Annotated in this window: 23 protein-coding genes; 10 read left to right on the top strand and 13 right to left on the bottom strand. The window is 72.6% G+C overall.

Annotated elements, in window-relative coordinates; all coding sequences use genetic code 11:
• Positions 1–52: 52 nt before the first annotated feature.
• Both ACH34R_RS20645 and ACH34R_RS20640 read right to left on the bottom strand, forming a co-directional pair.
• A complete protein-coding gene (locus ACH34R_RS20645) occupies positions 53–1,231 on the bottom strand; it encodes a S1 family peptidase (protein ID WP_397563084.1) in 1,179 nt (392 codons plus the stop codon).
• A gap of 105 nt (positions 1,232–1,336) precedes the next feature.
• Positions 1,337–1,834 carry an FBP domain-containing protein gene (locus ACH34R_RS20640; RefSeq protein WP_397563083.1) on the bottom strand — a complete coding sequence of 166 codons (498 nt, stop codon included), beginning with the start codon at positions 1,832–1,834 and terminating at the stop codon, positions 1,337–1,339.
• A gap of 71 nt (positions 1,835–1,905) precedes the next feature.
• Here ACH34R_RS20640 and ACH34R_RS20635 point away from each other — a divergent pair, with 71 nt between their 5' ends.
• The 3 genes from ACH34R_RS20635 to ACH34R_RS20625 all read left to right on the top strand — a co-directional run bounded on the left by ACH34R_RS20635 (position 1,906) and on the right by ACH34R_RS20625 (position 4,897).
• Positions 1,906–2,481: a TetR/AcrR family transcriptional regulator gene (locus tag ACH34R_RS20635; RefSeq protein ID WP_397563082.1), complete on the top strand. Its 576-nt coding sequence runs from the start codon at positions 1,906–1,908 to the stop codon at positions 2,479–2,481.
• Between the two features lie 36 nt (positions 2,482–2,517).
• Positions 2,518–2,772: a TetR/AcrR family transcriptional regulator C-terminal domain-containing protein gene (locus ACH34R_RS20630; RefSeq protein ID WP_397563381.1), complete on the top strand. Its 255-nt coding sequence runs from the start codon at positions 2,518–2,520 to the stop codon at positions 2,770–2,772.
• Between the two features lie 295 nt (positions 2,773–3,067).
• Positions 3,068–4,897: a trypsin-like peptidase domain-containing protein gene (locus tag ACH34R_RS20625; protein ID WP_397563081.1), complete on the top strand. Its 1,830-nt coding sequence runs from the start codon at positions 3,068–3,070 to the stop codon at positions 4,895–4,897.
• Here ACH34R_RS20625 and ACH34R_RS20620 read toward each other — a convergent pair.
• The gene (locus ACH34R_RS20620; RefSeq protein ID WP_397563080.1) at positions 4,870–5,370 is read right to left on the bottom strand and encodes a universal stress protein; all 501 of its coding nucleotides are present in this window, start codon (positions 5,368–5,370) and stop codon (positions 4,870–4,872) included. The genes ACH34R_RS20625 and ACH34R_RS20620 overlap by 28 nt on opposite strands.
• 219 nt (positions 5,371–5,589) lie before the next feature.
• On the opposite strand from ACH34R_RS20620, the gene ACH34R_RS20615 reads away from it, so the two are divergent.
• On the top strand, positions 5,590–6,465 hold the full coding sequence (locus ACH34R_RS20615; RefSeq protein WP_397563079.1) for an alpha/beta fold hydrolase: 876 nt from the start codon (positions 5,590–5,592) through the stop codon (positions 6,463–6,465).
• On the opposite strand, the gene ACH34R_RS20610 is transcribed toward ACH34R_RS20615, so the two are convergent.
• Positions 6,443–7,060, bottom strand: coding sequence for a class I SAM-dependent methyltransferase (locus tag ACH34R_RS20610; protein ID WP_397563078.1), 618 nt, complete (start codon positions 7,058–7,060; stop codon positions 6,443–6,445). The genes ACH34R_RS20615 and ACH34R_RS20610 overlap by 23 nt on opposite strands.
• A 62-nt stretch (positions 7,061–7,122) precedes the next feature.
• On the opposite strand from ACH34R_RS20610, the gene ACH34R_RS20605 reads away from it, so the two are divergent.
• Entirely contained in the window at positions 7,123–7,779 is a 657-nt protein-coding gene (locus tag ACH34R_RS20605) for a TetR/AcrR family transcriptional regulator (RefSeq protein WP_397563077.1), read from the top strand.
• A gap of 294 nt (positions 7,780–8,073) precedes the next feature.
• Here the strand turns inward: ACH34R_RS20605 and ACH34R_RS20600 are convergent, their stop codons facing one another.
• On the bottom strand, positions 8,074–8,817 hold the full coding sequence (locus ACH34R_RS20600; RefSeq protein WP_397563076.1) for a DUF2306 domain-containing protein: 744 nt from the start codon (positions 8,815–8,817) through the stop codon (positions 8,074–8,076).
• Positions 8,818–8,852: 35 nt separating this feature from the next.
• On the bottom strand, positions 8,853–9,347 hold the full coding sequence (locus ACH34R_RS20595) for a TetR/AcrR family transcriptional regulator (protein ID WP_397563075.1): 495 nt from the start codon (positions 9,345–9,347) through the stop codon (positions 8,853–8,855).
• 273 nt (positions 9,348–9,620) lie between these two features.
• On the opposite strand from ACH34R_RS20595, the gene ACH34R_RS20590 reads away from it, so the two are divergent.
• A complete protein-coding gene (locus ACH34R_RS20590) occupies positions 9,621–10,004 on the top strand; it encodes a class I SAM-dependent methyltransferase (protein WP_397563074.1) in 384 nt (127 codons plus the stop codon).
• Positions 10,005–10,134: 130 nt separating this feature from the next.
• Positions 10,135–10,815: a nuclear transport factor 2 family protein gene (locus ACH34R_RS20585; RefSeq protein ID WP_397563073.1), complete on the top strand. Its 681-nt coding sequence runs from the start codon at positions 10,135–10,137 to the stop codon at positions 10,813–10,815.
• Positions 10,816–10,825: 10 nt separating this feature from the next.
• Here ACH34R_RS20585 and ACH34R_RS20580 read toward each other — a convergent pair whose 3' ends face one another.
• A complete protein-coding gene (locus ACH34R_RS20580) occupies positions 10,826–11,665 on the bottom strand; it encodes a class I SAM-dependent methyltransferase (protein WP_397563072.1) in 840 nt (279 codons plus the stop codon).
• Between the two features lie 71 nt (positions 11,666–11,736).
• On the opposite strand from ACH34R_RS20580, the gene ACH34R_RS20575 reads away from it, so the two are divergent.
• Positions 11,737–12,336 (top strand): TetR/AcrR family transcriptional regulator, encoded by a 600-nt coding sequence (locus ACH34R_RS20575; RefSeq protein WP_397563071.1) that lies wholly within the window; start codon positions 11,737–11,739, stop codon positions 12,334–12,336.
• 111 nt (positions 12,337–12,447) lie between these two features.
• On the opposite strand, the gene ACH34R_RS20570 is transcribed toward ACH34R_RS20575, so the two are convergent.
• Positions 12,448–13,863, bottom strand: coding sequence for a ricin-type beta-trefoil lectin domain protein (locus tag ACH34R_RS20570; RefSeq protein ID WP_397563070.1), 1,416 nt, complete (start codon positions 13,861–13,863; stop codon positions 12,448–12,450).
• Between the two features lie 387 nt (positions 13,864–14,250).
• On the opposite strand from ACH34R_RS20570, the gene ACH34R_RS20565 reads away from it, so the two are divergent.
• Positions 14,251–14,688, top strand: coding sequence for a hypothetical protein (locus ACH34R_RS20565; RefSeq protein ID WP_397563069.1), 438 nt, complete (start codon positions 14,251–14,253; stop codon positions 14,686–14,688).
• A 16-nt stretch (positions 14,689–14,704) separates the two neighbouring features.
• Here ACH34R_RS20565 and ACH34R_RS20560 read toward each other — a convergent pair whose 3' ends face one another.
• From ACH34R_RS20560 to ACH34R_RS20550, 3 genes are all read right to left on the bottom strand, one after another.
• Positions 14,705–15,322 (bottom strand): dihydrofolate reductase family protein, encoded by a 618-nt coding sequence (locus tag ACH34R_RS20560; RefSeq protein ID WP_397563068.1) that lies wholly within the window; start codon positions 15,320–15,322, stop codon positions 14,705–14,707.
• Positions 15,323–15,416: 94 nt separating this feature from the next.
• Entirely contained in the window at positions 15,417–16,607 is a 1,191-nt protein-coding gene (locus tag ACH34R_RS20555; RefSeq protein WP_397563067.1) for a 4-hydroxybenzoate 3-monooxygenase, read from the bottom strand.
• 104 nt (positions 16,608–16,711) lie between these two features.
• A complete protein-coding gene (locus ACH34R_RS20550) occupies positions 16,712–17,662 on the bottom strand; it encodes a TetR/AcrR family transcriptional regulator C-terminal domain-containing protein (protein WP_397563066.1) in 951 nt (316 codons plus the stop codon).
• 228 nt (positions 17,663–17,890) lie between these two features.
• Here ACH34R_RS20550 and ACH34R_RS20545 point away from each other — a divergent pair, with 228 nt between their 5' ends.
• Positions 17,891–19,270 (top strand): carotenoid oxygenase family protein, encoded by a 1,380-nt coding sequence (locus ACH34R_RS20545; protein WP_397563065.1) that lies wholly within the window; start codon positions 17,891–17,893, stop codon positions 19,268–19,270.
• 10 nt (positions 19,271–19,280) lie between these two features.
• Here ACH34R_RS20545 and ACH34R_RS20540 read toward each other — a convergent pair whose 3' ends face one another.
• Both ACH34R_RS20540 and ACH34R_RS20535 read right to left on the bottom strand, forming a co-directional pair.
• The gene (locus ACH34R_RS20540) at positions 19,281–21,590 is read right to left on the bottom strand and encodes an FtsX-like permease family protein (protein WP_397563064.1); all 2,310 of its coding nucleotides are present in this window, start codon (positions 21,588–21,590) and stop codon (positions 19,281–19,283) included.
• A complete protein-coding gene (locus ACH34R_RS20535; RefSeq protein WP_397563063.1) occupies positions 21,587–22,294 on the bottom strand; it encodes an ABC transporter ATP-binding protein in 708 nt (235 codons plus the stop codon). The genes ACH34R_RS20540 and ACH34R_RS20535 overlap by 4 nt, the downstream gene beginning before the upstream one ends.
• Between the last annotated feature and the right edge of the window lie 3 nt (positions 22,295–22,297).

The raw sequence follows: 22,297 nt of genomic DNA, 5'->3' as shown, positions 1-22,297 counted from the left end.
TAGGGACACTGTACCTACTTTTCCTACTTTTCACACCTTGGGGACGGGGTGGTCATCGACCGGAGGCGGCTCCGGGTGGGGAGACGGCGGTGATCAGGGTGAGCCCATAGGCGGCCAGCGCCTCATTGACCGGCTGGAAGTAGGTCGTCCCGCCGGTGCGGCAGTTGCCGGTGCCGCCCGACATGAAACCCTGGGCTTGCCCGTTGGTCATGAACGGCCCTCCGGAGTCGCCCGGTTCGGCACAGACGTTGGTGCGGGTCAGGCCGGTGACCGTGCCTTCGGGGTAGTTGACGGTGGCGTTGAGCTGCTGGACGTTGCCGCAGTGAAAGGTGGTGGTGGAGCCGTACCTACAGATCAGTGAGCCCGGCGGCGCCTCGGTGGAGCCGGCGACAGGAGTCGGCCACTGGCGGCCGACCACGCCGACCGCCTTCAGCTTGGGATCGAGGGACACCCACATGTAGTCGTCGCCGGGATAGGAGGCGGCTTCCACCACGCCGATGGGCTCCCGGGAGGCAGCGTCACCCGCGCCGTTCAGCGCGGGGAAGGAGTAGACCGGGTCACCGGCCTTGCCGCAGTGGCCCGCGGCGACGAACCCTTGCGTCTGCTGGCGGCGCACCGTGAAACCGAGCAGGCAGCGTTTGGAGCCGATCAGGATCCCGTCACCGCCGCGGACCTCGGAGTATGGCACGGGCCGTTCGGCGGTTGTCTCGATCCGTACGGCGGTACGGTCCACGCCACCGCTCCGTGCGAACGCCTTCCCTGCGGCCGTGTCCGCGGCCAGTACGACGACGCTGTTGGACCGCACGTCCACGTGCCAGCCGCGGATCTCCGGGCCGGGGCGCGGGGCCCGGTTGAGCACGCCGACGATCGCCTCCAGGGTGGCCATGGACCGGCTCACCACGACCGGCCGCGCGCCCGCCGCGGCGAGGGCACGGACGTCGGCGGCGTCGGCGGTGGCGACCACCAGCGCGCCGGTCTCGTCCACCCAGGAGCCGCCGAAACGGTCGGCCAGGCGGGTGCGCAGCACGGGCGCCAGGTCGGCCGCCCGCCGTTCGGCGGCCAGCCGCCGGACGGCCTGGTCGGCGGTCAGGCCCAGGTCACGCTGCATCGATTCGATCTGCCCAGGCGGCTGGGCGGGCGGGGCCGGCCGTGCCTGGACGGGAGTGGCGGAGAGTATGAGCGCGCCCGCGGCGAGCACCAGGCCCGCCGCGGCAGTACGGTTCCTGCGCATGGCGACTCCTCACATGGCGGTGCCGCCACGGTACGGCGGGCGGCGCGGGCGTGGACCTACCAATGAAGTCATCCCGCCGCGATATGCGAAGCCCCGCCCGCGAGGTCACCGGGTGATCTTGTCCAGGAATGCGTCCAGGTTGGCGCGCAGGCGGGCGATCTTCTGCTCCACCGGCAGGGTCTCCGTCAGGTCCCCGCTGCCCACGGTCTCCTTCTTGCCCCTCAGGTACAGCGAGCAGTCGAGGTCGCCGCAGAGGTACTGGCCGACGGTGTCGCCCTGACGCCCGGCCTCGCGGACGCGACCGGCGGCCATCAGCGCCACGCCGCCGCCGGTGCGCGTGGTCAGGCACAGCGAGCACATGCTGCGCGCGGTGAAGCCGCGCGCGCCGCCGGAGGTCGCCCGCAGCGCCACGCCGATCAGCAGGTCGCCGCGCTCGGCGACCAGGTAGGCCCGGCCGGGCGCGCCCGGATCGCGCCAGCCGAGGAAGTCGAGATCCGCCCACGGCCGGTCGGCGAGGTCGTCGGGCAGGCCGAGCCGCCGGGCCTCGCCCTTGGAGCAGTTGACGAAGGATCTGCGGATGTCACTCTCTGTGATCTCCCTCATGAGTGAGAGGCTAATCAAAGCTAAGGCTATTATGCAAATTGATAAGCGACTTAGCTTTGAGGAGGACGACCATGGCCCGCGCGGGGGTGACCGTCGAACGCCTGACGCAGGTGGCGGCGGATCTGGCCGACGAGATCGGCTTTGAGAACGTGACGGTCACGGCGCTGGCGCGCAGCTTCGGCGTCAAGGAGGGCAGCCTGTACTCCCACATCACGAGCATGCGGGACCTGCGGGCGAAGGTGGCGTTGTTCGCGCTGGCCGAGCTCGCCGACCAGGCCGGCGCCGCGCTGGCCGGGCGCTCGGGCAAGGACGCCCTGGTGGCCTTCGCCAACGCCTACCGGGACTACGCCAAAAGCCATCCCGGGCGCTACGCCGCCACCAGGTTCAGCCTCGATCCCGAGACCGCGGCGGCCAGCGCCGGGGGGCGGCACGTGGAGATGACCCGGGCGATCCTGCATGGTTACCGCATCCCCGAGTCCGGGCACATCGACGCGATCCGGCTGCTGGGCAGCGTCTTTCACGGGTTCGTGAGCCTGGAGACGGCACAGGCGTTCGCGCACTCCGCCCATCTTCGCGACACCGGCGCCTCGTGGTCGAAGATCCTGGACGCCCTCGATGCCACGTTGTCCAACTGGCCCTCGGACTGACCGCGCCCTCGGCGGCTCAGCGCCAGGCGTGGCGGACTGGCCCAGGAGGTCCGCCGCAGCGGGCTCAGCGAGGAGGAGTGGCTGGCGCGCGGCTATCCGCGCATCCGGCAGTTGCTGGACAGCGGGGAGTACCCGATCTTCAGCAAGATGGTGAATCAGGCGCGCGGGCCGCATCTGAGCCCCGATGAGCGGTTCCGGTACGGGCTGGAGCGCGTCCTGGACCGCATCGCCGCCGGCCTGCCCGCACCGGCCGGGCCCTCGACGGACGACCGCGAGAACGGGCCGCGCTGACCGTCGCCGACTCCAGAATCTGCAGGAAATCGGTACATCCTACGGATATCGCTACCGATGTCCGCCGGGTTTACCGTTGGCGCATGCGCTGCTCGGCGACGCCGGTCGGAAGGCCCACCCATGCCGGCCGCCCGGCGTCCGCCTTCGGTGACAGCGCGGCCGGACGCGGCCTGGCAGGCCGCCGCCCCGGGACCGATCCCTAGCGGCCCCCGGCCCGCGTCTCCTCCGCCCACCCCCCAGCCGTCACGCGCACGACCTGCGCACCGGCGGCCCGCCCCGTGGAGGTCCCCCCACCATGAGACATCGACGACGATTCCTCACGGCGCTGCTGTCGGCGCTCTTCCTGGCCGCCGTGCCGCCCCTGATGCCGCAGGCGTCCGCAGTCACCCAGCCGGTCCCGCAGGAGAATCCGGCCGATCCGGTCGGCGAGGCCCGCGACGGCGACATCGCCCTGCGCTACGGCGCCGCCGGTCGCACCTGGAGCACGCGGATCCACGAGCGGGGCGCGAGCTATGTGAAGGTGCACTTCGCGGCGTTACGGCTGCTGCCGGGTGACCGTGTCACGGTGAGCGACCCGGCGCGGCGCGAGGTGCACACCTACTACGGCGACCCCACGCGCGGCGCCAACGCCGGCGGCTCGGACCACACCGAGCACGGCCGGCGTGGGTTCGCCGCGCTGTCGATCGACGGTGACACCGCGGTGATCACCTTGCACGCGCGCGTCCAGCGGCCCGGCGCGGCCCGGCTGGGGTACGGGGCGCGGATCGACCGGTACTGGCGCGGCTTCACCGCCGCGGAGCAGGCCGAGCGGTCACGGACGCTGTCGGTGTGCGGTACCGACGCCCGCCGCGACGTGGTCTGCTACCGCGACAGCCACCCGGTCGAGTTCGCCCGCAGTCAGGCCGTCGGCCAGCAGCTCCTCAACGGGCTCGGCTCCTGCACGGTGTGGCGGGTCGGCAACACCAACCGGCTGCTGACCAACCACCACTGCATGGAAAGTGAGGCGGACCTGCGGGCCAGCGAGTTCGTCTTCGGCCGCCAGTGCGCGACCTGCGGCGGCTCCGACACGCAGACCGGCACCAAGGTGGGCCCGGGGCAGTTCATCAAGACCAGCGCGCTCAACGCGCTGGACTACACGCTGTTCAGCGTGAGCGATCCGGCCGCCATCCAGCAGTACGGGACGCTGTACCTCGAACCGCGCGAGCCGGTGGCCGGTGAGCGCATCTACATCCCCGGCCACGGTGACATCAAGCCCAAGCGGCTGTCGCTGTACGAGGACACCCAGGGCGGGGCCACCTGCAAGATCGACGTGGCCTCGTCGGGGGTCAACACCGGCTACCGGTGCGACACCTCGGGCGGCAATTCCGGCTCGCCGGTGCTCGCCGCCTCCAGCCACAAGGTGATCGCGCTGCACCACCTCGGCGGCTGCCCGAACTGGGGCACCCGGATCACGCTGGTCTACAACGAGATCGCCGGGCTGATCGACAACACCCCGCCCACCGGCGGCGACGACTACTCGGTCGCGGTCAGCCCGCAGGAAGGGAGCGCCCAGCCCGGCGGCTCGGTCACCGCCCGGGTCGCCACCGTGACCGGCGGCGGCAAGGTGGAGAACTTCACGCTGAGCACGAGCGGGCTGCCCGAGGGGGCGACCGCGGCCTTCGATCCTCCGGTGATCCCGTCCGGCACGGCGTCCACCATGACGATCGTCACCTCTGCCCGGACGCCGGCCGGCACCTATCCGATCACCGTCAACGCGGCCGGCCCCACCGTCACCCGCACCACCGGCTACACCCTCAACGTGGGCACGGTCTCGGGCTGCCAGGGTTTCGAGACCACCAGGACCGGGTCGCTGACGGCCACGCAGACGCAGTACCAGCCGGACGGCCGCTACTTCCAGACGACGGTCTCGGGCGCGCACCGCGCCTGCCTGGACGGGCCGGACTCAGCCGACTTCGACCTGTACCTGGAAAAGTGGAACGGCTCGGCGTGGAGCGCGGTGGCCCAGTCCACCGCCTCGGGCGCGGATGAGAACCTGACCTACACGGGCGGGGCCGGTTACTACCGCTACCGGCTGCACTCCTACAGCGGCGGCGGCGCCTACTCCCTGGGGTACGACGCGCCCTGACCGCCGTTCCGCGGCCGGTCCGGGGGCCCGCTGGTCCCTGGGCCGGCCGCGGGGACCAGCAGCACCGGCCGGTCGGCGTGCTGGGTGAGGTGCCTGGCGACCGAGCCGGTCAGCAGGTGCGCGCCCAGTTCGTGCCGGGCGGCCCCGATGACGATCATCAGGGCGTCGTGCCGGGCCGCCAGGTCCAGCAGCCGTGGGGCGGGTTCGCCGTGTTCGACCTGGAACGTCCAGGGCAGCGGGTGGCCGGTGAGCAGGTCGGCGGCCTGGGCGCGTTCGGCGGCGACGGCCTGCCCGGCGGCCGCCTCCCAGTCGGCGGCATCAGGGTCGAGCGGGTAGTCGTCCAGATCCAGGACGTGCGCCACCAGCAGGCGGGCGGGCAGCCGCAGGGCCAGGGACGCGGCCGTCTCCAGGGCGGTCCGGGCAGCCGGGTGCCGGTCGAATCCGACCACCAGCCACTGGTCGCAAGGAGTCATCCGGCACGCTCCCGATCGTCGAGGCAGGCGGACGCCGGCCGGTTCGGCGCCCGGTCACCTCCTACCCGATTCGCGGGATATCGGGCTTAATGGGCAAGAAAAGGCAGGTCTCGTCCTTGGTCACCACGATCTTCCGCGCCCGGCCCAGCAGATCCAGGCACGCCGTCCCGCAGGAGCGGGCGAAAGACGGTCACTCTCTGTAGTGTCTGGAGGATGCGGATGAGCGACAAGCCCCGCCATCGCAGCCTGGACATCGGCGGGGTCGAGATCTTCTACCGGGAGGCCGGCACGGCGGACAGGCCCTGCCTGCTGTTGCTGCACGGCTTCCCGAGTTCTTCGCACACCTTCCGGCACGTCCTGGCGCCGCTGGCCGAGGTGGGCCGGGTCATCGCCCCCGACCTGCCGGGCTTCGGGTTCTCCGCCGCGCCGGGCGTCGATTCCTACGACTACACCTTCGCCGGCCTGGCCGACACCGTCGGGGCGTTCCTGGACCGGATCGGCGTGCGGGAGTTCTTCGTCTACCTGCACGACTTCGGCGCCCCGGTCGGCTATCACCTGGCCACCCGGCATCCGGAGCGCATCCTCGGCCTCATCGTGCAGAACGGCAACGCCCACGAGGAGGGACTTGGCGCCCAGTGGGACAGCGCGCGAGCCTACTGGGCCGACCCCTCGCCGGCCAACCGCGCCCGGCTGCCCGAATGGCTCGACTTCGAGGGCACCCGCGCGCAGTACCTCAGCGGGCTGCCGGAGCGGCTGCGCGTCCTGCACCCGCCCGAGACCTGGCACCTGGACTGGGCGCGGATGTCGCGGCCGGGCGACATCGAGGCACAGTTCCGGTTGTTCTGTGACTATGCCCAGCATGTCGCCCGCTTCGGCGAGCTGGCCGACTACCACCGGACCCACCGGCCGCCGTGCCTGCTGCTGTGGGGCCGTCACGACGCGTTCTTCGACCTGGCCGAGATCATGGCCTACGCGCGGGCGCTCGACCGGATCGAGATGCACGTCTACGACGGCGGCCACTTTCTGCTCGAGACCCACGCGCAGGAGTGCGCCGCGCTGATGGCGTCCTTCATCACGGACGTCGGCGCAGGGTGAACCAGAAGGTGGGCACCGCGTTGGTGCCCGGGGTGACGTCGGCCAGTTCCCAGCCGGTGAACCTCGCGCGCAGTTCACCGGCGGTGACGCCGGAGATGGGGTCATCGAACGCCTCGGGACCGTAGCCGAACATCAGCAGCCGCGCGCCGGGCGCGGCGCGCGCGGTGAGGCCGGCGGCATAGGCGTCTCTGCGGTGCGGCGGAATGCCGCAGTAGCAGCTCAGATCGAAGAACAGATCGTAGGGGCCGGGCGCGTCCAGGTCATCGAGCCGGGTGGCGTCGCCGCACGTCAGCCGTACTGCCGCACCGGCCGCCTCGGCCTTGGCCCGGGCCTGGTCGATCGCGCGCTCGACCAGGTCGACGGCGGTGACCTGCCAGCCGTGCCGGGCCAGGTAGACGGCGTTGGTGCCGGTGCCGCAGCCGAGTTCCAGAGCGCTGCCGGGCGGCGGCGCGCCGGGGCCTTCCACCAGGGTGATCAGTTCGGGCGGCGTCACGCCGGTGTCCCACGGGGGCCGGCCGGTGCGGTAGTAGCCCTCCAGCTCGCGGCGGACGGCCTCTTCCTGATCGCGTTCCATGCGGGACTGGTCGGTGTTCATCGGTCCTCCAAGAGTTACTAGAGTCGAACTCTAGTGATGGACTCTAGATATAGGCTCTTGGAATGGACATCGTCAAGCGGCCGGGCAAACGGGCCGAACGCTCGCGCCGCACCCGCGAGAAGGTCATCGGTGCGGCGCGGGAGCTGTTCGTCGCGCAGGGGTACGGGGCGACGAGTCTGCAGGAGGTCGCGGACCGGGCGGGTGTGGCCGTGCAGACCATCTATTTCGTCTTCGGCAACAAGCGCACGTTGTTCAAGGACGTCGTGGACACCTCCATCGCCGGTGACACCGAGCCGGTCGCCACCATGGACCGCGAGTGGTTCCGCGCCGCGTGCGCCGCCCCCACCGCGGCCGGGCAGTTGCGCGCGCACGTCCGCGGTGTCTGCGAGGTCCTCGGCCGGGTCGCGCCGATCATGCCGCTGATCGCGTCCGCGGCGGCCACCGACCCCGAGATCGCCGCGCAGTGGCCCGGCGGCCAGGACCCGCGCCACACCGTGCACCTCGCTGCGGCCCAGGCCCTGACCGGCAAGCCCGGCGCCCGCCCGGAGGTCACCGCCGCCAAGGCGGCCGACCTGCTGTTCGGCCTGCTCAGCCCCGAGCTCTACCTGATCTTCGTCCGCGACCGGGGCTGGTCACCCGAGGCATGGGAGGACTGGGCGTACACCACCTTGCACACCCAGCTCTGCACCGGCCCCGCGCCGGAGATCACACGCGACTGATCAGCATCTGGAACGCGTGCTGCTCCGGCCCCTGTACGACCCGGCGGTGCGGCCCCGCAAGATCCAGGCCCTCGGCCTAGGGGGCCCGGACCCATGCAAGGCCGACGCCATCGCCGAGCCGTGGGGGGTTGTACGTGACCAAGGCCGACGCCGACACGCTCGGCGATCCCATGGCCGCCGCCGCGCCGTGCGTGTGCGGGCCCGCGGCCGAGGCGAGCACCGGCTGCTGCTGATCGGAACCGCCTGCCGCACCGGAGTGTGTGACAGGCGGTTCGCCGGGCGCGCGGGTCAGCGTCAGCCCTTCTTCTCGGCGTGGATCGGCGCGGCGTCCTCTTCGATGTTCTGCGCGGCGGGGGCCGAGTCGTGGCGCTGCCGGCGGCGGGCCAGCGGCATCAGGGTGCGGTGGATGATGAAGTACTCGGCCACGACCGCGTTGATCAGGATGGAGGCCCACACGCTGGTGGTGTAGACGTCCTCGAAGGCCAGCTCGGGGACCGATGCGCGCACCGCCATGCCGATGATCAGATAGATCCGCAGCGTCACGGCGGCGAAGGTCAGGGCGTAGTTGCGGATCATCCAGATCCGGTGCAGTTGCACCTCGCCGCGGCGGATGGCCTGGTACGCCTTGCCCACCGTGTACAGCCACGCGGCCGTGAGCAGGTAGAACGCGACCTGGGAGGGGAAACCGTCCAGCGAGTAGGTGGCGGCCACGATCGCCGCGATGGAGCCGGCCACGATCGAGATCATGTAGATCCGGCCGAGAACCCGGTGCACCTTGGGATTGCTGACGCGCAGTCTCGTCATGAACTGAAGCGGGCCGATGATCAGTACCAGGCCGCCCGGTACGGCGTGCACCACCAGGGACAGGTAGTGCAGGGCCACGTCCGGGCGGAGCGGCAGCGCGCTGTCGGCGGGGTCGCCGGTCAGGTACGGCGGCACCGCGTAGGCGGCGATGCCGACCGCGAGCACGGCCATCAGGCCCCACAGGGCCCACCACCAGCGGCGACGGGCGGTCCGGGAAAGCGAGGTCGTGGTCATTTTCGATCCTTAATGCTAGTGAGTGATCACTATCTTTAGTGAAAAAAAAGATCAGATGGCCGGTGCGGACGCGGCGACCCCATCGCCGAGCCCAGGATGTGCAGGGCCCCGGCGGCGGCGAAGATGCGCGCCTTGTCCGTGCCCACGCCCGGCATCGCCTCGACCCGCTCGAAAAGCGCCCGGGTCGCGCGGTGCATCAGGTCGCGGACGTCGGGCTCGTCGCTCGCCGCGTACCCCTGCAACAGCATGAGCAGCGGCTCGCGCCGCGCGATCGGCACCGCCCAGATGTCCTCCACGGCCGGCAGCTCCCGCTCGATCTTCTCGAACACCCGGGTGAGCACGGCCAGGAACAGCTTCTTCTTGGTGGGGAACAGCCGGAACAGGCCGGCGTGGGACAGACCGGCCCGGCGAGCGATGGCGATCGTCGAGCCGCCGCGCAGGCCCTTGCGGGAGAACTCCACGAGGGCGGCCTCGATGACCTCCTCGCGCCGCTGCCGCGCGCCCACCCTCGGGCGCCGTTTCGCCGTCACGCAAGATAGTAAACACTCACTATCACTGCCGGGTCAAGCCGCCCTCGCCTCGGCGCGCACGCCCCGGGTGTGCCTTCGCCTATGGTGGCGGCTCACCCGCGCACGTCACCGGTCAGGCCCGCGATGAGGGTGTCCATCGCCTGGCCGGCGAGGCGGTCGGTCTCCTGGCGAGGCAATCCTTGCAGCGGGCCGCGAACACAAAGTTCGGCCATGCCGTGGACCGCCGCGGCCGGGTGCCGCCCTCACCGAGCGGATGCGCGATTCCCGTGGGCGGTGATTGACCGCGCCGCCCTGCCGGCCGGGAGCTGGGACGAGGCCGCGGAGGGCTATGAGCGCTACTTCGTTCCCCGCTTCGCCCCCTGGGGCGCGACCGCCGTGAGCGCGCTGCGGGGTGCGTCCTTACCGCCGGGCCCCATCCTGGTCCCCTGCTGCGGTACCTTCCCCGAGTTGCCGGTGCTCGCCGCGGATCACCCCGGCCGCGAGATCGTCGGTATCGATCTTTCCGCCGAGATGGCCGGGCGAGCGCGCCGCGGGCAGGCCACGGACGCCCCCGACCTCACCGCCCGCCGGCCGGGCGCGGCGGCGGCCGTGGTGTCGGTGTTCGGGCTCCAGCGACTTCCCGATCCGGTCGCCGCTCTGGCCGGGTACTGCCGGTGATGTGCCGGCCGGACCGGACCGAGTCCGGCGGGCCGTTCGCGCTGCTGGACGCCGTCAGCCAGGAGGCGTCCCGCGAAGCGCGTACCGCCGGCGCTGCGGCCGGCCGGCGCGATCGTCGATCGAAACGAGGATGTCCGCCACCCGAGCTGCCATCCCGGAGCGGAGGACTTTCTGGACCGCCATGGCCACCGGCGGGCCGCCGCGCGCCCTTGTGCTGGCGCGCGGCGAGAAGTACGTGGCCGCGCTGCGCGCCGGCTTCCTCGCCAGGGCGCCCGGCGGCCCGGCGGATTCTGGCCCGCCCGGCGCGCTGATCGCCGGTCGGTCCCGACATTCGTCCAAGACCCAGGCGCGGTGCGGCGGTGACAGTGGGGGCATGAGCCACAGCATCGTGTACGACGCCTTTTCGGCGCTCGCCGGCAACGACTCCGAGCGGATCTCCGCGCTCTTCACCGAGGACGCCGAATGGCTCTCGCCCCCGGGCAATGCCACCGCCGTGGCGCTGAAGGCCACCGATCACATGGTGGGCAGGGCGGCGATCGTGCGTTTCTTCACCGAGGACTTCCCGCGGCTGTACGCGCGTGATGTCTCGGTCGCCTTCCACGGGATTCACGTCGCGGGTGAGCGGGTGGTCGTGGAGGCGGCCATGACCGCGACGCTGCCCGATGGCGGGCACTACGCCAACGATCACTGTTTCGTCCTGGAAATGCGGGGCGAGCTGATCCACCGGGTCCGCGAGTACGCCGACACCGCCCGCGGGTTTCGCGCGATCTTCGGCGAGCCCGCCCGATGGCCGGCCCCGGCCGGGTCGTGAAGCGGCCGGCTCAGCCGGTGGGGGCGGCGTCGTTGCGCCGGCAGGCGAAGGCCATCGTCACGTACGGCATCGTGAAGCCGCCGCCCAGCCGGTCGATGGCGGCGCCGACGCTGTCCAGCATCGGCGCCAGTTGGTCCGGTGAGAGCCGGGTGAGCACTCCGGAGGTGGGCATCTGGTCCAGCCAGGTCTCCTTGGTGTAGTGCCACTCCCATTCGAAGCGCCACTGCTCCACCTCGCCGAACGCGCCGGTGCGGCCGATGCCGCCGGTGGCCTTGCCGATCATCGAGTCGTAGGTGTCGGCGGCCGGGCCGGCCATGGCCTGGAGGTCGATCGGGGAGTCGGGCACGGCCTGCCGGTAGGAGCCGGCGAAGGCGTCCATTACGTCGGGCGGCATCTGGAACACGTTCCAGAAGGCGGTGAGCAGCCCGCCCGGCCGCAGTACCCGCGCCGCCTTGGCCGCGCCGGCGATGGGGTCGATCCAGTGCCAGGCCGTCGCGGCGATGACCGCGTCGAAGTCGCGGCCGGCCGGGTCCCACTCCTCGAAGGTGGCCACCTCGGACCGGATTCCGGTGCTGCGGGCGAAGTCGGCCATCCGCGCGTCGGGCTCGACGCCGAGCACCCGGCAACCGGCTTCGGTGAGCTGGCGGGCGGCGATGCCGGTGCCGCAGCCGAGGTCGAGCACGTCGGGGCCGGGGGCGGTGGCGACGATCCGCTCCACCAGGGCGCCGGGATAGCGCAGGCGGGTGCGGTCGTAGCGTTCGGCGTCGATGCCGAACGACTCGGCCATCGCGCGGGCCTTGTGGGGTTCGATGCCAGGGGAGGGGGAACCCGGAGAAGATATAGTGGGCATGCGCCCACCATAGTGGGCACTTGCCCACTCGTCAATCAGGCGGGGCTTCGCAGGCGAAAGAGGGATGTACGGTGCCGACAGGGGTGGCCATCCGGGACGTGCGCGCGCAGTTGTTCGACGCCGCCGAGCGCGTCCTGCTCCGCGACGGGCCGAACGCGCTGACCAGCCGGGCGGTCACCACCGAGGCGGGCGTCGCCAAGGGTGTGCTGCACCGGCACTTCGCCGACTTCGACGCCTTCCTGGCCGAACTCGTCTTGGACCGCGTGGCCCGCGTCGAGGCCCGCGCGCCCGCGCTGCGCTCCTCGGCGGGGCACGGCACGGTGGCGGGCAATCTCAGCGGCGTGCTGATCGACCTGTTCGGCTCGGTGGCGGTGGCGATCGTCGGCCTGATCATCTCCCGGGACGAGCTGCGCGCCCGGCTGCGCCGCGACCGGCCCCGTGGTGTGCCGGTACTGGCCGAGGCCACCGCCATGCTCGCCGCCTACCTGGCCGAAGAGCGGGCGATGGGCCGCATCGCGGCCGACGCCGACGTCGATTCCCTGGCACTGTCGCTGATCGGGGCCGGGCACCTGCTGTTCGCCGACCGTACCGGCGAGCAGCCGCAGCCGGAGGCCGTGGAGAAGGTCGTGACCACGGTCATCGCCGATGTGGTGCAGCGCCGCCTGCTGTGACCGCCGGCCCCTGGCCCACAACGGCGTGCGCCGCCCGGGGCGGCCAAGAAACGCCCCGGGCGGCGCGCACGGCCCGATCGCCTCAGGCGGCGGGCCGTACCGGTGGCCGGGTCAGACCTTGCGCCACTTCTGGTGGGCGCTGCCGTTGCAGGTGCCCAGCTCGAACCTGCTGCTCAGCCCGCCTGCGCCGACGACCTGAACGCACTTGCCGGAGTTGGTGTTGACCAGGGCGCCGGCCGTGGTGAGGCTGAACTTCTGGGAGGCCGCGCCGCCGCAGCGCGACAACTGGACGGCGGCGCCGACGGCGGTGGATCCCCCGGCGGTGTCCAGGCAAAGGGCGAAGTTGCGGATGGTGCCGTCCCGGTGGAAGTTCCAAAGCTGGGCGCCGGTGTTGTTGCAGTCCCACAGCCAGGGGCGCTGCCCCTCCACGCCGTCGGAGTCCGGCACGTCGATGCACTTGTCCTGCCAGCCGACGATCGAGCCCGAGCGCTTGGTCGTGGTCAGCGTCAGGTCGTAGGTGTGCAGGATCGGGTTGATCGGCTGGAACAGGGAGATGCCGCCATCGGAGCAGCCGCCCGCGCCGCCGGAGGTCACGCCCTGGGCCTCGTCGTCGGAGATGAACGAGCCGCCGGAGTCGCCGGGCTCGGCGCAGGCGGAGGTCTTGGTGAGTCCTTCGACGATCGCGGTGTCGGAGTAGTGGGCGGTGACGTCCTTGGCCTGCACGACGCCACAGCGCCAGTGGGTGGTGCGCCCGGAGCGGCAGATCGAGGAGCCGATCGGGGCCTCCTGTGAACCGGCGACCTTGACGTTGTTGCCGTTGTAGTCGTTGACCCACGGGCGGGTCGCCCACTTGGTGCCCTGGTAGAGCATCACCCAGGCGTAGTCGCCGCCGGGGAAGGTCGATCCGGCGAAGACGCCCTGGTCGGACCAGTCGTGGCCCTTGGTGATGGCGCCGGCCTTGCCGCAGTGGCCGGCGGTGATGAATCCGCCGTTGTCCACCGAGAAGCCCACCGAGCAGGCAGTGTAGATGCCTGGGGTGTCGGTGGGGCTGAAGAACGCGTCGCCGCCGCGGATGTCGCCGACCGGCTTGAACGCCCGGCCTTGGGTGATGCGTACCTCCTCGCCGGCCGTCAGACCGGCGGCCCGCACGAACCGCTCGCCGGCGGCCTGGTCGGCGGCCGAGACCAGCACGGCGTTGGCCGGCACGTCCACGTGCCAGCCGTAGATCTTGTCGTCGGCGGCCTTGGCGGCGCGGTCCAAGGTCTCCTTGGTGGCGGCGAGCCGCTTTTCGCTGTGCCGGACGGGCACGGGGGTGGCGCCCGCGTCACGGACCGCCTTGGCGTCCTTGTCGTTCAGCACGCCCACGCTCAGCCGCTCTTTGCCCGCGTCGTACCAGGTGCCGCCGATCCGCTCGCCCAGGCGCTCGCGCAGCCGCCGTTCCAGCGTCGCCGCGGTGGCCTCGTGGGCCTGGCGGACACGGACCTGCTCCGCGGTGAGGCGCAGGTCACGCTGCAGCGCCTGCAGCATGCCATCGCCCTGGGCGCGGGCGGAGGAGGCGGAAGGAGAAGGGGAGGGAGTGGGGGACGCGTACGCGGGAATCGATGTGAAGGCGATACCGGCGGCCAGTGCCACCGCTCCGGTTAACGTGGCCAGTCGCATGTCGGTCCTTTGCCGTAAGGGTTGCGGAAAGAAAACCTTCTTCACCGGCTGCACGCCGATGAAGATCATGTGTCAGGCACACCCTCCGGCACCGCACTGACCAAACGGCAGTCCGTTCCCTGCCCATTTCCTGGCCACGGGGCGTTTTCCGGGCGCGGGACGGAGCGCCCCGCGCGTACGGGCGGCGGGCGGGGGTGGCAGACTCCGGGCGGGACCGATGGAATCGGCGGTGGACGACGCGGTGCGGGAGATGCGGTGACCTGGTGGGCGGTGGTGCGGTTCTTGCACGTGCTGTCGGCGGCGCTGTGGGTCGGCGGGCAGCTCACGGTCTCACTGGTAGTGCTCCCGCAGGCCCGCCGGCTCCTGGACGACCAGGTGCGCGCCCGGATGCTGAACGCGGTGGGGCGCCGGTTCGGGCTGGTGACGGCGGTGGTGCTGTTGCCGTTGCAGGTCTTGACCGGTGTGGGCATCGCCTGGCACAAGGGCCTGACCTGGGCGTCGCTGGCCGAGCCCGGCTATGGCCGGATACTGGCGACCAAGCTGGCGCTGTTCTGTGTGGTGATGGCGGCGGCGGCGCTGCACGGCTGGGCGGTGGGCGCGGGACGTCCGCGTACGGCGCGGGCGTTCGCGGTCGCCTCGCTGATCGGCTCGCTCGGGGTGGTCCTGCTGGCCACCGCGCTGCCGGCGACCTGAGCGCCCCGCGGGCGGGCTAGGCGCGCCGCGGCGTGTAGTGCAGCGCGGTGATCCCGCACTCGAACGGCCGCGCGCCGCGCAGGTCGAAGCGCAGCCGCCTGGCGTCGGCGCCGAACACGGGCAGCCCGGCGCCGATCGCGGTGGGGTTGACGAACAGCCGCAGGTCGTCGATGAGTTCGGCGGCGATCAGGCTGGACACCAAGGTGGCCCCGCCGTAGACGATGATGTCGCCGCCCGGCTGCGCCTTCAGCCGGCCGATCGTCTCGGCGAGGTCGCCGCCGGCCACGACGGCGTTGTCCCACGGCGACTCGGTCAGCGTGTTGGAGATCACGATCTTGGGGGTGTCGTTCATCCAGTCGATGGTCTGGTCGGTCTCGCCTTCGGGACGTCCGGCCCAGGCCGGGATGAACCCCTCGGCCAGGGTGCGGCCCAGCACGATGCAGTCGACCGACTTGGTGGCCGCCTCGATGTACTCGCCGACGTCGGCGCTCCATGAGGTGGTCAGCCAGTCCATCTCGCCTTCGGGACCGGCCATGTGGCCGTCGATGGTGACCTGGGCCTGAAGTATGAGCGTGCGCACGGGCGTGCCGTCCTTTCTCGTGGCCGGGAACGCGGTGCCGGAATGGCCCGGCACGCCCCCCGTCCGTTCGGTGTTCCCTCAGCCTGCCCGGCCGCCCTTACGGTTCGCTTAAGGCATCCTTCCGCCCTGCCCGCCGGGTCGCGGGAGGTCAGCCGCCCGCCATGAGATCGACCAGGGCGCGGGCGGCCGCCTCGGAGGTGAACAGCCGCTCCAGCCGCGCCCGGGCCAGGCGGTGGCGGAACGGCCCGGCCAGCGACTCGTCCCCCGCCTCGTGGGTCATCTCGGTCAGCCAGCGGGAGTACTCCTGGTTGTTCCACACCCGTTTGAGGCAGGTCTCGGAATACGCCTCAAGGCCGGTGTCGTCGTGGTCGTGCACGGCGGCGCGCAGCGCGCGGGCCAGGACGTCGGCGTCGGCGATGGCGAGGTTCATCCCCTTGCCGCCCATCGGGGTGATGATGTGCGCGGCGTCGCCGGCCAGGAACAGCCTGCCGTGGCGCATCGGGTCGGCGACGAAGCTGCGCATGTCCACGACGGTCTTGTCGGTGATCGTCCCGGCGGGCAGGTCGTCATCGCCCAGCCGCAGGCGCAACTGGGTCCACAGCCGCTCCTCGCCCCATTGGGCCGGGTCGGCGCCGGGGTCGCACTGCAGGTAGAAGCGGCTGGCCTTGGGGCCGCGCGCGAAGTGGGCGGCGAAGCCGTGGGAGCTGATCGCCATGAGCGGATGGCGCGGCGGGGGGACGTCGGCGAGGATCGTGAACCAGCCGATGCCGTGGTCGTAGGAGTAGGTGGTCAGGGCGTCGGCGGGTACGGCTGCCCGGCTGGCGCCGTGCGCGCCGTCGCATCCGGCGATGTAGGCGCAGGTGATCTCGTGCAGGGCCCCGTCGGGGTCGCGGTAGGTGACCTTCGGCTCGGGCCCGGCGATGTCGTGCAGGGCGACGCCGTCGGCGGCGAAGCGCACGTCTGCGCCCGCTTTCTGGTGGGCGTTCAGGAGTCTGCCGATGAGGATCTGCTGCGGGATCAGGGCGCCGGTCCTGCCGCCGGACAGCGCGGCGACGTCCAGGAGCCGCGGCTCGCCGTCCACGCGGATCTCCAGGGAGCCGTCGCCGGGCATCCCGGCCAGGATCTCCCCGGCCAGCCCCCACTCTTCGAAGACGCGGGCGCCGTGGTAGTCCAGGACTCCGGCGCGCTGGCGGCTCTCCACGTGGGCTCTGCCGTGCCGTTCCAGCACCACGCAGCCCACTCCGGCCAGCCGCAGCAGGTTGGCCAGGGTCAGGCCGGCGGGGCCGGCTCCGATGACGACGACGGTGGTGGCCTCGCGGATGGCGGTGTCGTTCGGCATGAACGGCCCCTTCGGCTGGGTGACGGGGGGCGGGCGGCCCCGGCCGGGGGGGTGGCGGGTCCGCCGCGCCACAAGCCTATGACGCCTTGCGCGGGGACCGGATCTCAGTGATCGGATCTTCGGGATCTGCCGACCAGCACGGCGATGCCGTCCAAGGTCAGGCGCAGTCCGAACTCGAAGAACTCGGTCAGGTCGAAACTCGTCTCGCCGGGGGCCGGCTCGCCGCGGGGCGGTGGTGGGGGCAGCCGGCCGGAGGGCAGCGCGGCGCGGAACACCGACCGGTGGGCGAGGTGCCACTCGGCGGCGGAAAGCCCGGTGTGCTGTTCGGATTCGGCCTGTTGTTCCATGTTGATGGCCGTGCCCCGCACGTAGTTGGCCACCGTCCACCACACCAGCATGGCCTGGCGGTACTCCAGCCCCAGGTCGGCCAGCACGCCCAGCACCCGTTCGCCGAGCCTGACCAGGTTGGGCAGCGGCTGGGGGTGGGTGAGGGAGACCAGGCGGGGCAGCCAGGGGTGCCTGCCGTACAGCCGCCACTGCAGGCGCGCCACCAGTTCCAGCCGGGCGCGCCAGCCGGGCGGCAGTACGGCGGGCAGTCGCAGTTCGCCGAACGCGGTGTCGGCCATCAGCGCGGCCAGTTCCTCCTTGCCGCGTACGTGCCGGTACAGCGACATGGTGGGGATGTCGAGCGCGGTCGCCACGCCGCGCATGGACACCGCCTCCATCCCGGCAGTGTCGGCGATGGCGATGGCCGCGCGCACTACGCGTTCGCGGTCCTTGCCGCCGGCCGCCGGGGGCCCGGGCGGCGCGGGGCGGGGCGCACGGGGCGCGGTGTCGGCCACGACGGTGCCGACGCGGGGGATGGCCACCACCACCCCTTCGCGGCGCAGGGCCTCCAGCGCCTTGGCGGCGGTGGCGGCGGCCACGCCCCACTGCGCGGCGGCCTGCCGGGTGGAGGGGACGCGGTCGCCCGCGCGCAGCTCACCGGCCTGGACCTGCCGTTTGATCTCGGTCACGATCCGCAGGTACGGCGGGCCGCCGCCGGGTCGTTCCATGCTTCGCCCTCCCATTTTCTGTCCTAGTACACCAGGCGGCCGCTTCTGGGCGCGGCGTCACGGCCGGCGCCGCTGCTCGCGGCCGGGATCGGCCTGGTCGAACCCGCCTTCTGTGCTAGTACACGCCCGCCTGATCACCCTCGCAGCCCTGGCCGGTTGCTTCGTACGCTGTAGCGTCACGCTCGTACACCGTACCGAAGTCCCCCTGCGGGGACGGACAGGAGCGTGATGACGATGATCGAGGTCGGCGCGATGCCCGCGCACCGCCGCCGCTATCTGCAAGGGCCGTTCGCCCCGGTGCAGGAGGAGGTCACCGCCTACGACCTGCCGGTGAGCGGCCACCTGCCGGACGGCCTTCGCGGGCGCTACCTGCGGATGGGCCCCAACCCGCTCGGCGTTGAGGACCCTTCCGTGCACTTTTGGGGCCTTGGCGCCGGCATGGTCCACGGCGTGCGCATCCGCGACGGCCGCGCCGAGTGGTACCGCAACCGCTGGGTGCGCTCGGCGGAGGTCGGCGCGGCGCTGGAGCGGCTGCGGCGCGGCGAACCGCAGCCGCCCGTTCTGCCGATCTCGCCCAACGTCCAGGTGATCGGGCACGCCGGCCGTACGTTCGCCCTGGTGGAAGGCGGCACGCCGCCCCACGAGCTGGGCTATGAGCTGGACACGATCGGCCCGTGCGCACTCGGCGGCACAGCGCAGGGTTCAAGCGCCAACTCCCATTCCAAGGTGGACCCGCGCACCGGGGACCTGCACTCCGTGGCGTACGTGATCGGGCGGTCGTTCGCGCAGCACGTCGTCACCGACCCGGCGGGCACGGTGACCTCGGTGACCGATGTGCCGATGCCGGGGGAGATGCCGTTCCTGCACGACTTCGCGTTGTCGCAGAACCACGTCGTGCTGTTCGACATCCCGCTGCGGTTCTCCATGGCGGCCGGGCAGTTCGCCTGGGACCGGGAGCATCCGGCGCGGATCGGCGTGCTGCCCCGCTCCAGCGGGCCGGTGCGCTGGCTGCCGGCCGATCCGCTGTACGTCAGCCACACCCTCAACGCCTACGACGACGGCCGGACGATCACGATGGACCTGATCGTGGCCGATGGGCCGCTGGACGTCAGCGACCCGGGGGCGATCGTCCCGGTGCCGGAACGCTGGAGCGTCGACCTGGCCGGCGGCCGGGTGCGGCGGCGGCGGATCGATGACCGTGCCCAGGACTTCCCCCGGGTGAACGACGCCTTCGCCTCGCTGCCCCACCGCTACGGCTATTCGGCGATCACCCCCCTGTACGGCATGCCGTTCACCGCCGACGGGCCGCACCCCGACGAGGCGTTCACCAACGCCCTGATCAAGCACGACCTGGAGACCGGCGCGGCGCAGATACACGGCTTCGCCCGCGAGGAGGCCGTCAGCGAGGCGGTGTTCGTGCCCGACCCGGACGGCGGCGGCGGGGAGGACGAGGGCTTCTTGATGGCCTACGTCGCCGCCCCCGAGCGCGGGGCCACCGACCTGGTGGTGCTGTCGGCCCAGGACTTCGCCGCGCCGCCGCTGGCGCGGGTCCACCTGCCGGTGCGGGTGCCGCTGGGCTATCACGGCAACTGGATCCCCGACGCCTGAGGCCCCGCGTTCACTCGCCGTGCAGCACCGCCGCGACGGTGAGCCGGGCCGCCGAGCGGGCCGGGGCCAGCGCGCCCAGCACCGCGATCACCACGCCCGCCAGCGCCAGAGCGGCCAGGTGGGAGGGCTGGAAGACGTCCTTCATCGCGTCGGGGAACTCCACGATCCCCACGTTGTCCACGATCAGCCGGTGGGCGAGCATCCCGGCGGGGATCGCGATCAGCGCGCCGGCCGCGCCCTGGGCCGCCACCGACGTCACCGTCATCACCGTGACCTGGCGCGGGGTCATCCCGATCGACTTGAGCACGCCGAGGTCGCGGCGGCGTTCGCGGGTGGTGAGCAGCACGGTGTTGAACACCCCCAGGGCGGCCACGGCGATCAGCAGGGCGGTGAACACTCCCGCCACGCCGACGACGGTCGCCGCGGTGGTGCCCGTCTCCAGGCTGAAGGACGGGTGCAGGCCGGGGTCGGCGGCCTTGACCGCGTCGGCGTAGCGGCGGGGGTCTACGCCGGCGGCCAGCCGTACCTCGTAGGTGTCGGCGCTCGCTCGGGGGTCCAGGGCGGTCAGGGTGTCCCAGGATGCCCACGCGAAGCGGGCGTCGCCGCTCATCAGCCTGCCGACGATCATCGCCTCGGCCCGGCGGCCGTTCAGCAGCAGGGTGATCCGGTCGCCGACGGCGAGCCCGCGCTGGGACAGGAACGCCGGCGGGGCGACGATCTGGCCGGGGCCGTCGAACCAGCGTCCCTGGACGACCTGCGCGGCCAGCGGTGAGGTGTCGCCGCGCTGGAAGTTGATGTCGCCGCGCCGGGCCTGCCCGGCCAGGCGCACCTGCCGGAACACCTTCGCGGTGACCTGCCGGGCGCCCGGCAGGAAACGCAGCAGCGCCTCGATGCGCCGGTCGTCCAGGCGGGGGGCGTTCTCGCCGAAGGCGGCCTCCCCGGCGCGCACCCCGACCTGCCCGGCGGGGGGCCGGTCCGCGGCGGCGAACGCGGCCATCGTGGCGCCCAGCCCGGTGGTGAGCGTGACGCTGGTCAGGCCCACGACGATGGCGGCCATGGTCATCGCGGTACGGCCGGGCCGCGCGAACGGCAGGCCCAGCCCGAGGCTGACCGCGCGCGGCAGCCGCGCCCCGCCCAGGGCCCGCTGGACGCGCAGCCCGCGGCCGGGCCGGGGGGCGCTGCCGGCGCTGATCGCCGCCGCGGCCGAAAGCCGCCGCGCGCGCAGCGCCGGTACCAGCGCGGCAGCCGCGACCAGCAGCGGCATCCCCGCCAGGCACACCCCGGGTACCCAGCCGCCGAACCCGATCTCGGCCACCCCGGCGTCCACCCCCTGGAAGGCGGCCCGCAGCACGGGCCCGGCCAGCGCGGCCCCGGCCGCCGCGCCCAGGGCCGCGCCGACGGCCGCCGGCACCGACACCATCGTCAGGTACACCGCCACCACCTGCCCGGGGGTGAACCCGAGGGCCTTGAGCACGCCGATGTGCCGCAGCCCGGACACCACCGCCCCGCTGACCACGCCTGCCACGATGAGCACGGCGACCAGCAGCGCCAGCACGCCGAACACCGTCAGCAGCGGCAGGTAGGCGGCGGCGAGGTCGGCGAACGCCTGGCGCAGCGCCAGGTGGGTCGCCGCGGAGGTGAGCGCCCCGGCGGGCAGGCCATCGCTCACCGCGGCCATCGCCGCGCGCAGTTCGGGCCCGGTCGCGGCCCCCTCGAACCGGTAGAGCATCTGCACGGCGCGCGGGCGCAGCGCGGCCATCTGCGCGGGCGTCACCCAGGCGTCGGCCGAGCGGCTCATGCTGGAGGCCAGGCCGACCACGGTCAGCGGCGGCAGGCCGGGCGCGGTCAGCCGGGCGCCCAGCGCCTGGGGCCGGCGCGGGCCGTCGGCGGCGGGCAGGTTCAGCACGATCTCGCCGGGCGCACGGGCCCACCGCCCGTACAGGACGGGCACCCGATCGACGGGGCCGCCGGGCCCGGGGCGGCCGGCGATGGTCAGCGGCCCTTCGGCCTCGGGGATGTCGGTGGTGCGCGGGAAGTCGGCGACGACCTGCCCGAAGGGCCCGGCGGCGGCCTGCACGCCGGGCCGGGCCGCGGTGCGGGTCAGCACGCCCGGATCGGCCTTGGCGGCGTCGAAGGAGGCCACCACATGTGCGCCGCGCTGGTGTTCGAAGGCCCGGTCGAATGGGGTGGTGGCGGCGTCCAGCAGCCCGAGCGCGAGTACGGCCGTGGCGGTGCAGCACAACACGACCAGCCCGATCAGCGCGGTCTGCACCCGCCGCCGGGCGACGGCGGCGCGCGCGGTACGCCACACCGCGCTCATCGGCCGGCCCCGGCCGCGCCCTGCCCGGCGACCCGCCCGTCGGCGAACTCGATCAGCCGGCCCGCGCAGCGGGTGGCCAGCTCAAGGTCGTGGGTGACGATCAGCAGCGTCTGGCCGATCTGGTTGAGGTCGATGAGCAGGTCCATCACCTGTTCGCCGGAGCGGCTGTCCAGCGCGCCGGTGGGCTCGTCGGCCAGCAGCAGCGCCGGGCGGTTCATCAGGGCGCGGGCCACGCCGACGCGCTGGCGTTCGCCGCCGCTCAGCGTGGCGGGGTAGGCGTCCTTGCGGTCGGCGACGCCCAGTTCGCCGAGCAGGTCCAGCGCGCGGGCGCGGGCGGTGCGCGCCGGGGTGCCGGTGAGCTGCGCGGCCAGGGCGACGTTGTCCAGGGCGGGCAGGTCGTCGATGAGGTTGAAGAACTGGAAGATCATGCCGATGTGCCGGCGGCGGAACAGCGCCAGGGCGCTCTCACCCAGGCGGCCCAGGTCGTGCCCGGCGACGGTGACCGTGCCCGCGGTGGGGCGGTCCAGCCCGGCGATCATGTTCAGCAGTGTCGACTTGCCGCAGCCCGAGGGGCCCATCACCGCGGCGGCCTCACCCGCGCGGATCTGCAGGGTGACGCCGTCCAGCGCGACCGCCCGGCCGTACTCCTTACGGACGCCGGCCAGGTCCACCAGGACCTGCCCGGACTTTTCTGCCTCGCTCACCCC

This window comes from Spongiactinospora sp. 9N601, assembly GCF_044326295.1.
In the GTDB taxonomy this organism is placed as follows: Bacteria; Actinomycetota; Actinomycetes; order Streptosporangiales; family Streptosporangiaceae; genus Spongiactinospora; species Spongiactinospora gelatinilytica.
The sequence above is the reverse complement of the archived record's forward strand: the minus strand, read 5'-3'. Positions and strand labels throughout refer to the sequence as shown.

What these genes read in the sequence shown, in the direction of transcription:
- ACH34R_RS20645 (WP_397563084.1), bottom strand. Translation starts at nt 1,231, where the DNA reads ATGCGCAGGAACCGTACTGCCGCGGCGGGCCTGGTGCTCGCCGCGGGC.
- ACH34R_RS20640 (WP_397563083.1), bottom strand. Translation starts at nt 1,834, where the DNA reads ATGAGGGAGATCACAGAGAGTGACATCCGCAGATCCTTCGTCAACTGC.
- ACH34R_RS20635 (WP_397563082.1), top strand. Translation starts at nt 1,906, where the DNA reads ATGGCCCGCGCGGGGGTGACCGTCGAACGCCTGACGCAGGTGGCGGCG.
- ACH34R_RS20625 (WP_397563081.1), top strand. Translation starts at nt 3,068, where the DNA reads ATGAGACATCGACGACGATTCCTCACGGCGCTGCTGTCGGCGCTCTTC.
- ACH34R_RS20620 (WP_397563080.1), bottom strand. Translation starts at nt 5,370, where the DNA reads ATGACTCCTTGCGACCAGTGGCTGGTGGTCGGATTCGACCGGCACCCG.
- ACH34R_RS20615 (WP_397563079.1), top strand. Translation starts at nt 5,590, where the DNA reads ATGAGCGACAAGCCCCGCCATCGCAGCCTGGACATCGGCGGGGTCGAG.
- ACH34R_RS20610 (WP_397563078.1), bottom strand. Translation starts at nt 7,060, where the DNA reads ATGAACACCGACCAGTCCCGCATGGAACGCGATCAGGAAGAGGCCGTC.
- ACH34R_RS20605 (WP_397563077.1), top strand. Translation starts at nt 7,123, where the DNA reads ATGGACATCGTCAAGCGGCCGGGCAAACGGGCCGAACGCTCGCGCCGC.
- ACH34R_RS20600 (WP_397563076.1), bottom strand. Translation starts at nt 8,817, where the DNA reads ATGACCACGACCTCGCTTTCCCGGACCGCCCGTCGCCGCTGGTGGTGG.
- ACH34R_RS20585 (WP_397563073.1), top strand. Translation starts at nt 10,135, where the DNA reads ATGTCCGCCACCCGAGCTGCCATCCCGGAGCGGAGGACTTTCTGGACC.
- ACH34R_RS20580 (WP_397563072.1), bottom strand. Translation starts at nt 11,665, where the DNA reads ATGCCCACTATATCTTCTCCGGGTTCCCCCTCCCCTGGCATCGAACCC.
- ACH34R_RS20570 (WP_397563070.1), bottom strand. Translation starts at nt 13,863, where the DNA reads ATGCTGCAGGCGCTGCAGCGTGACCTGCGCCTCACCGCGGAGCAGGTC.
- ACH34R_RS20555 (WP_397563067.1), bottom strand. Translation starts at nt 16,607, where the DNA reads ATGCCGAACGACACCGCCATCCGCGAGGCCACCACCGTCGTCGTCATC.
- ACH34R_RS20550 (WP_397563066.1), bottom strand. Translation starts at nt 17,662, where the DNA reads ATGGAACGACCCGGCGGCGGCCCGCCGTACCTGCGGATCGTGACCGAG.
- ACH34R_RS20545 (WP_397563065.1), top strand. Translation starts at nt 17,891, where the DNA reads ATGACGATGATCGAGGTCGGCGCGATGCCCGCGCACCGCCGCCGCTAT.
- ACH34R_RS20540 (WP_397563064.1), bottom strand. Translation starts at nt 21,590, where the DNA reads ATGAGCGCGGTGTGGCGTACCGCGCGCGCCGCCGTCGCCCGGCGGCGG.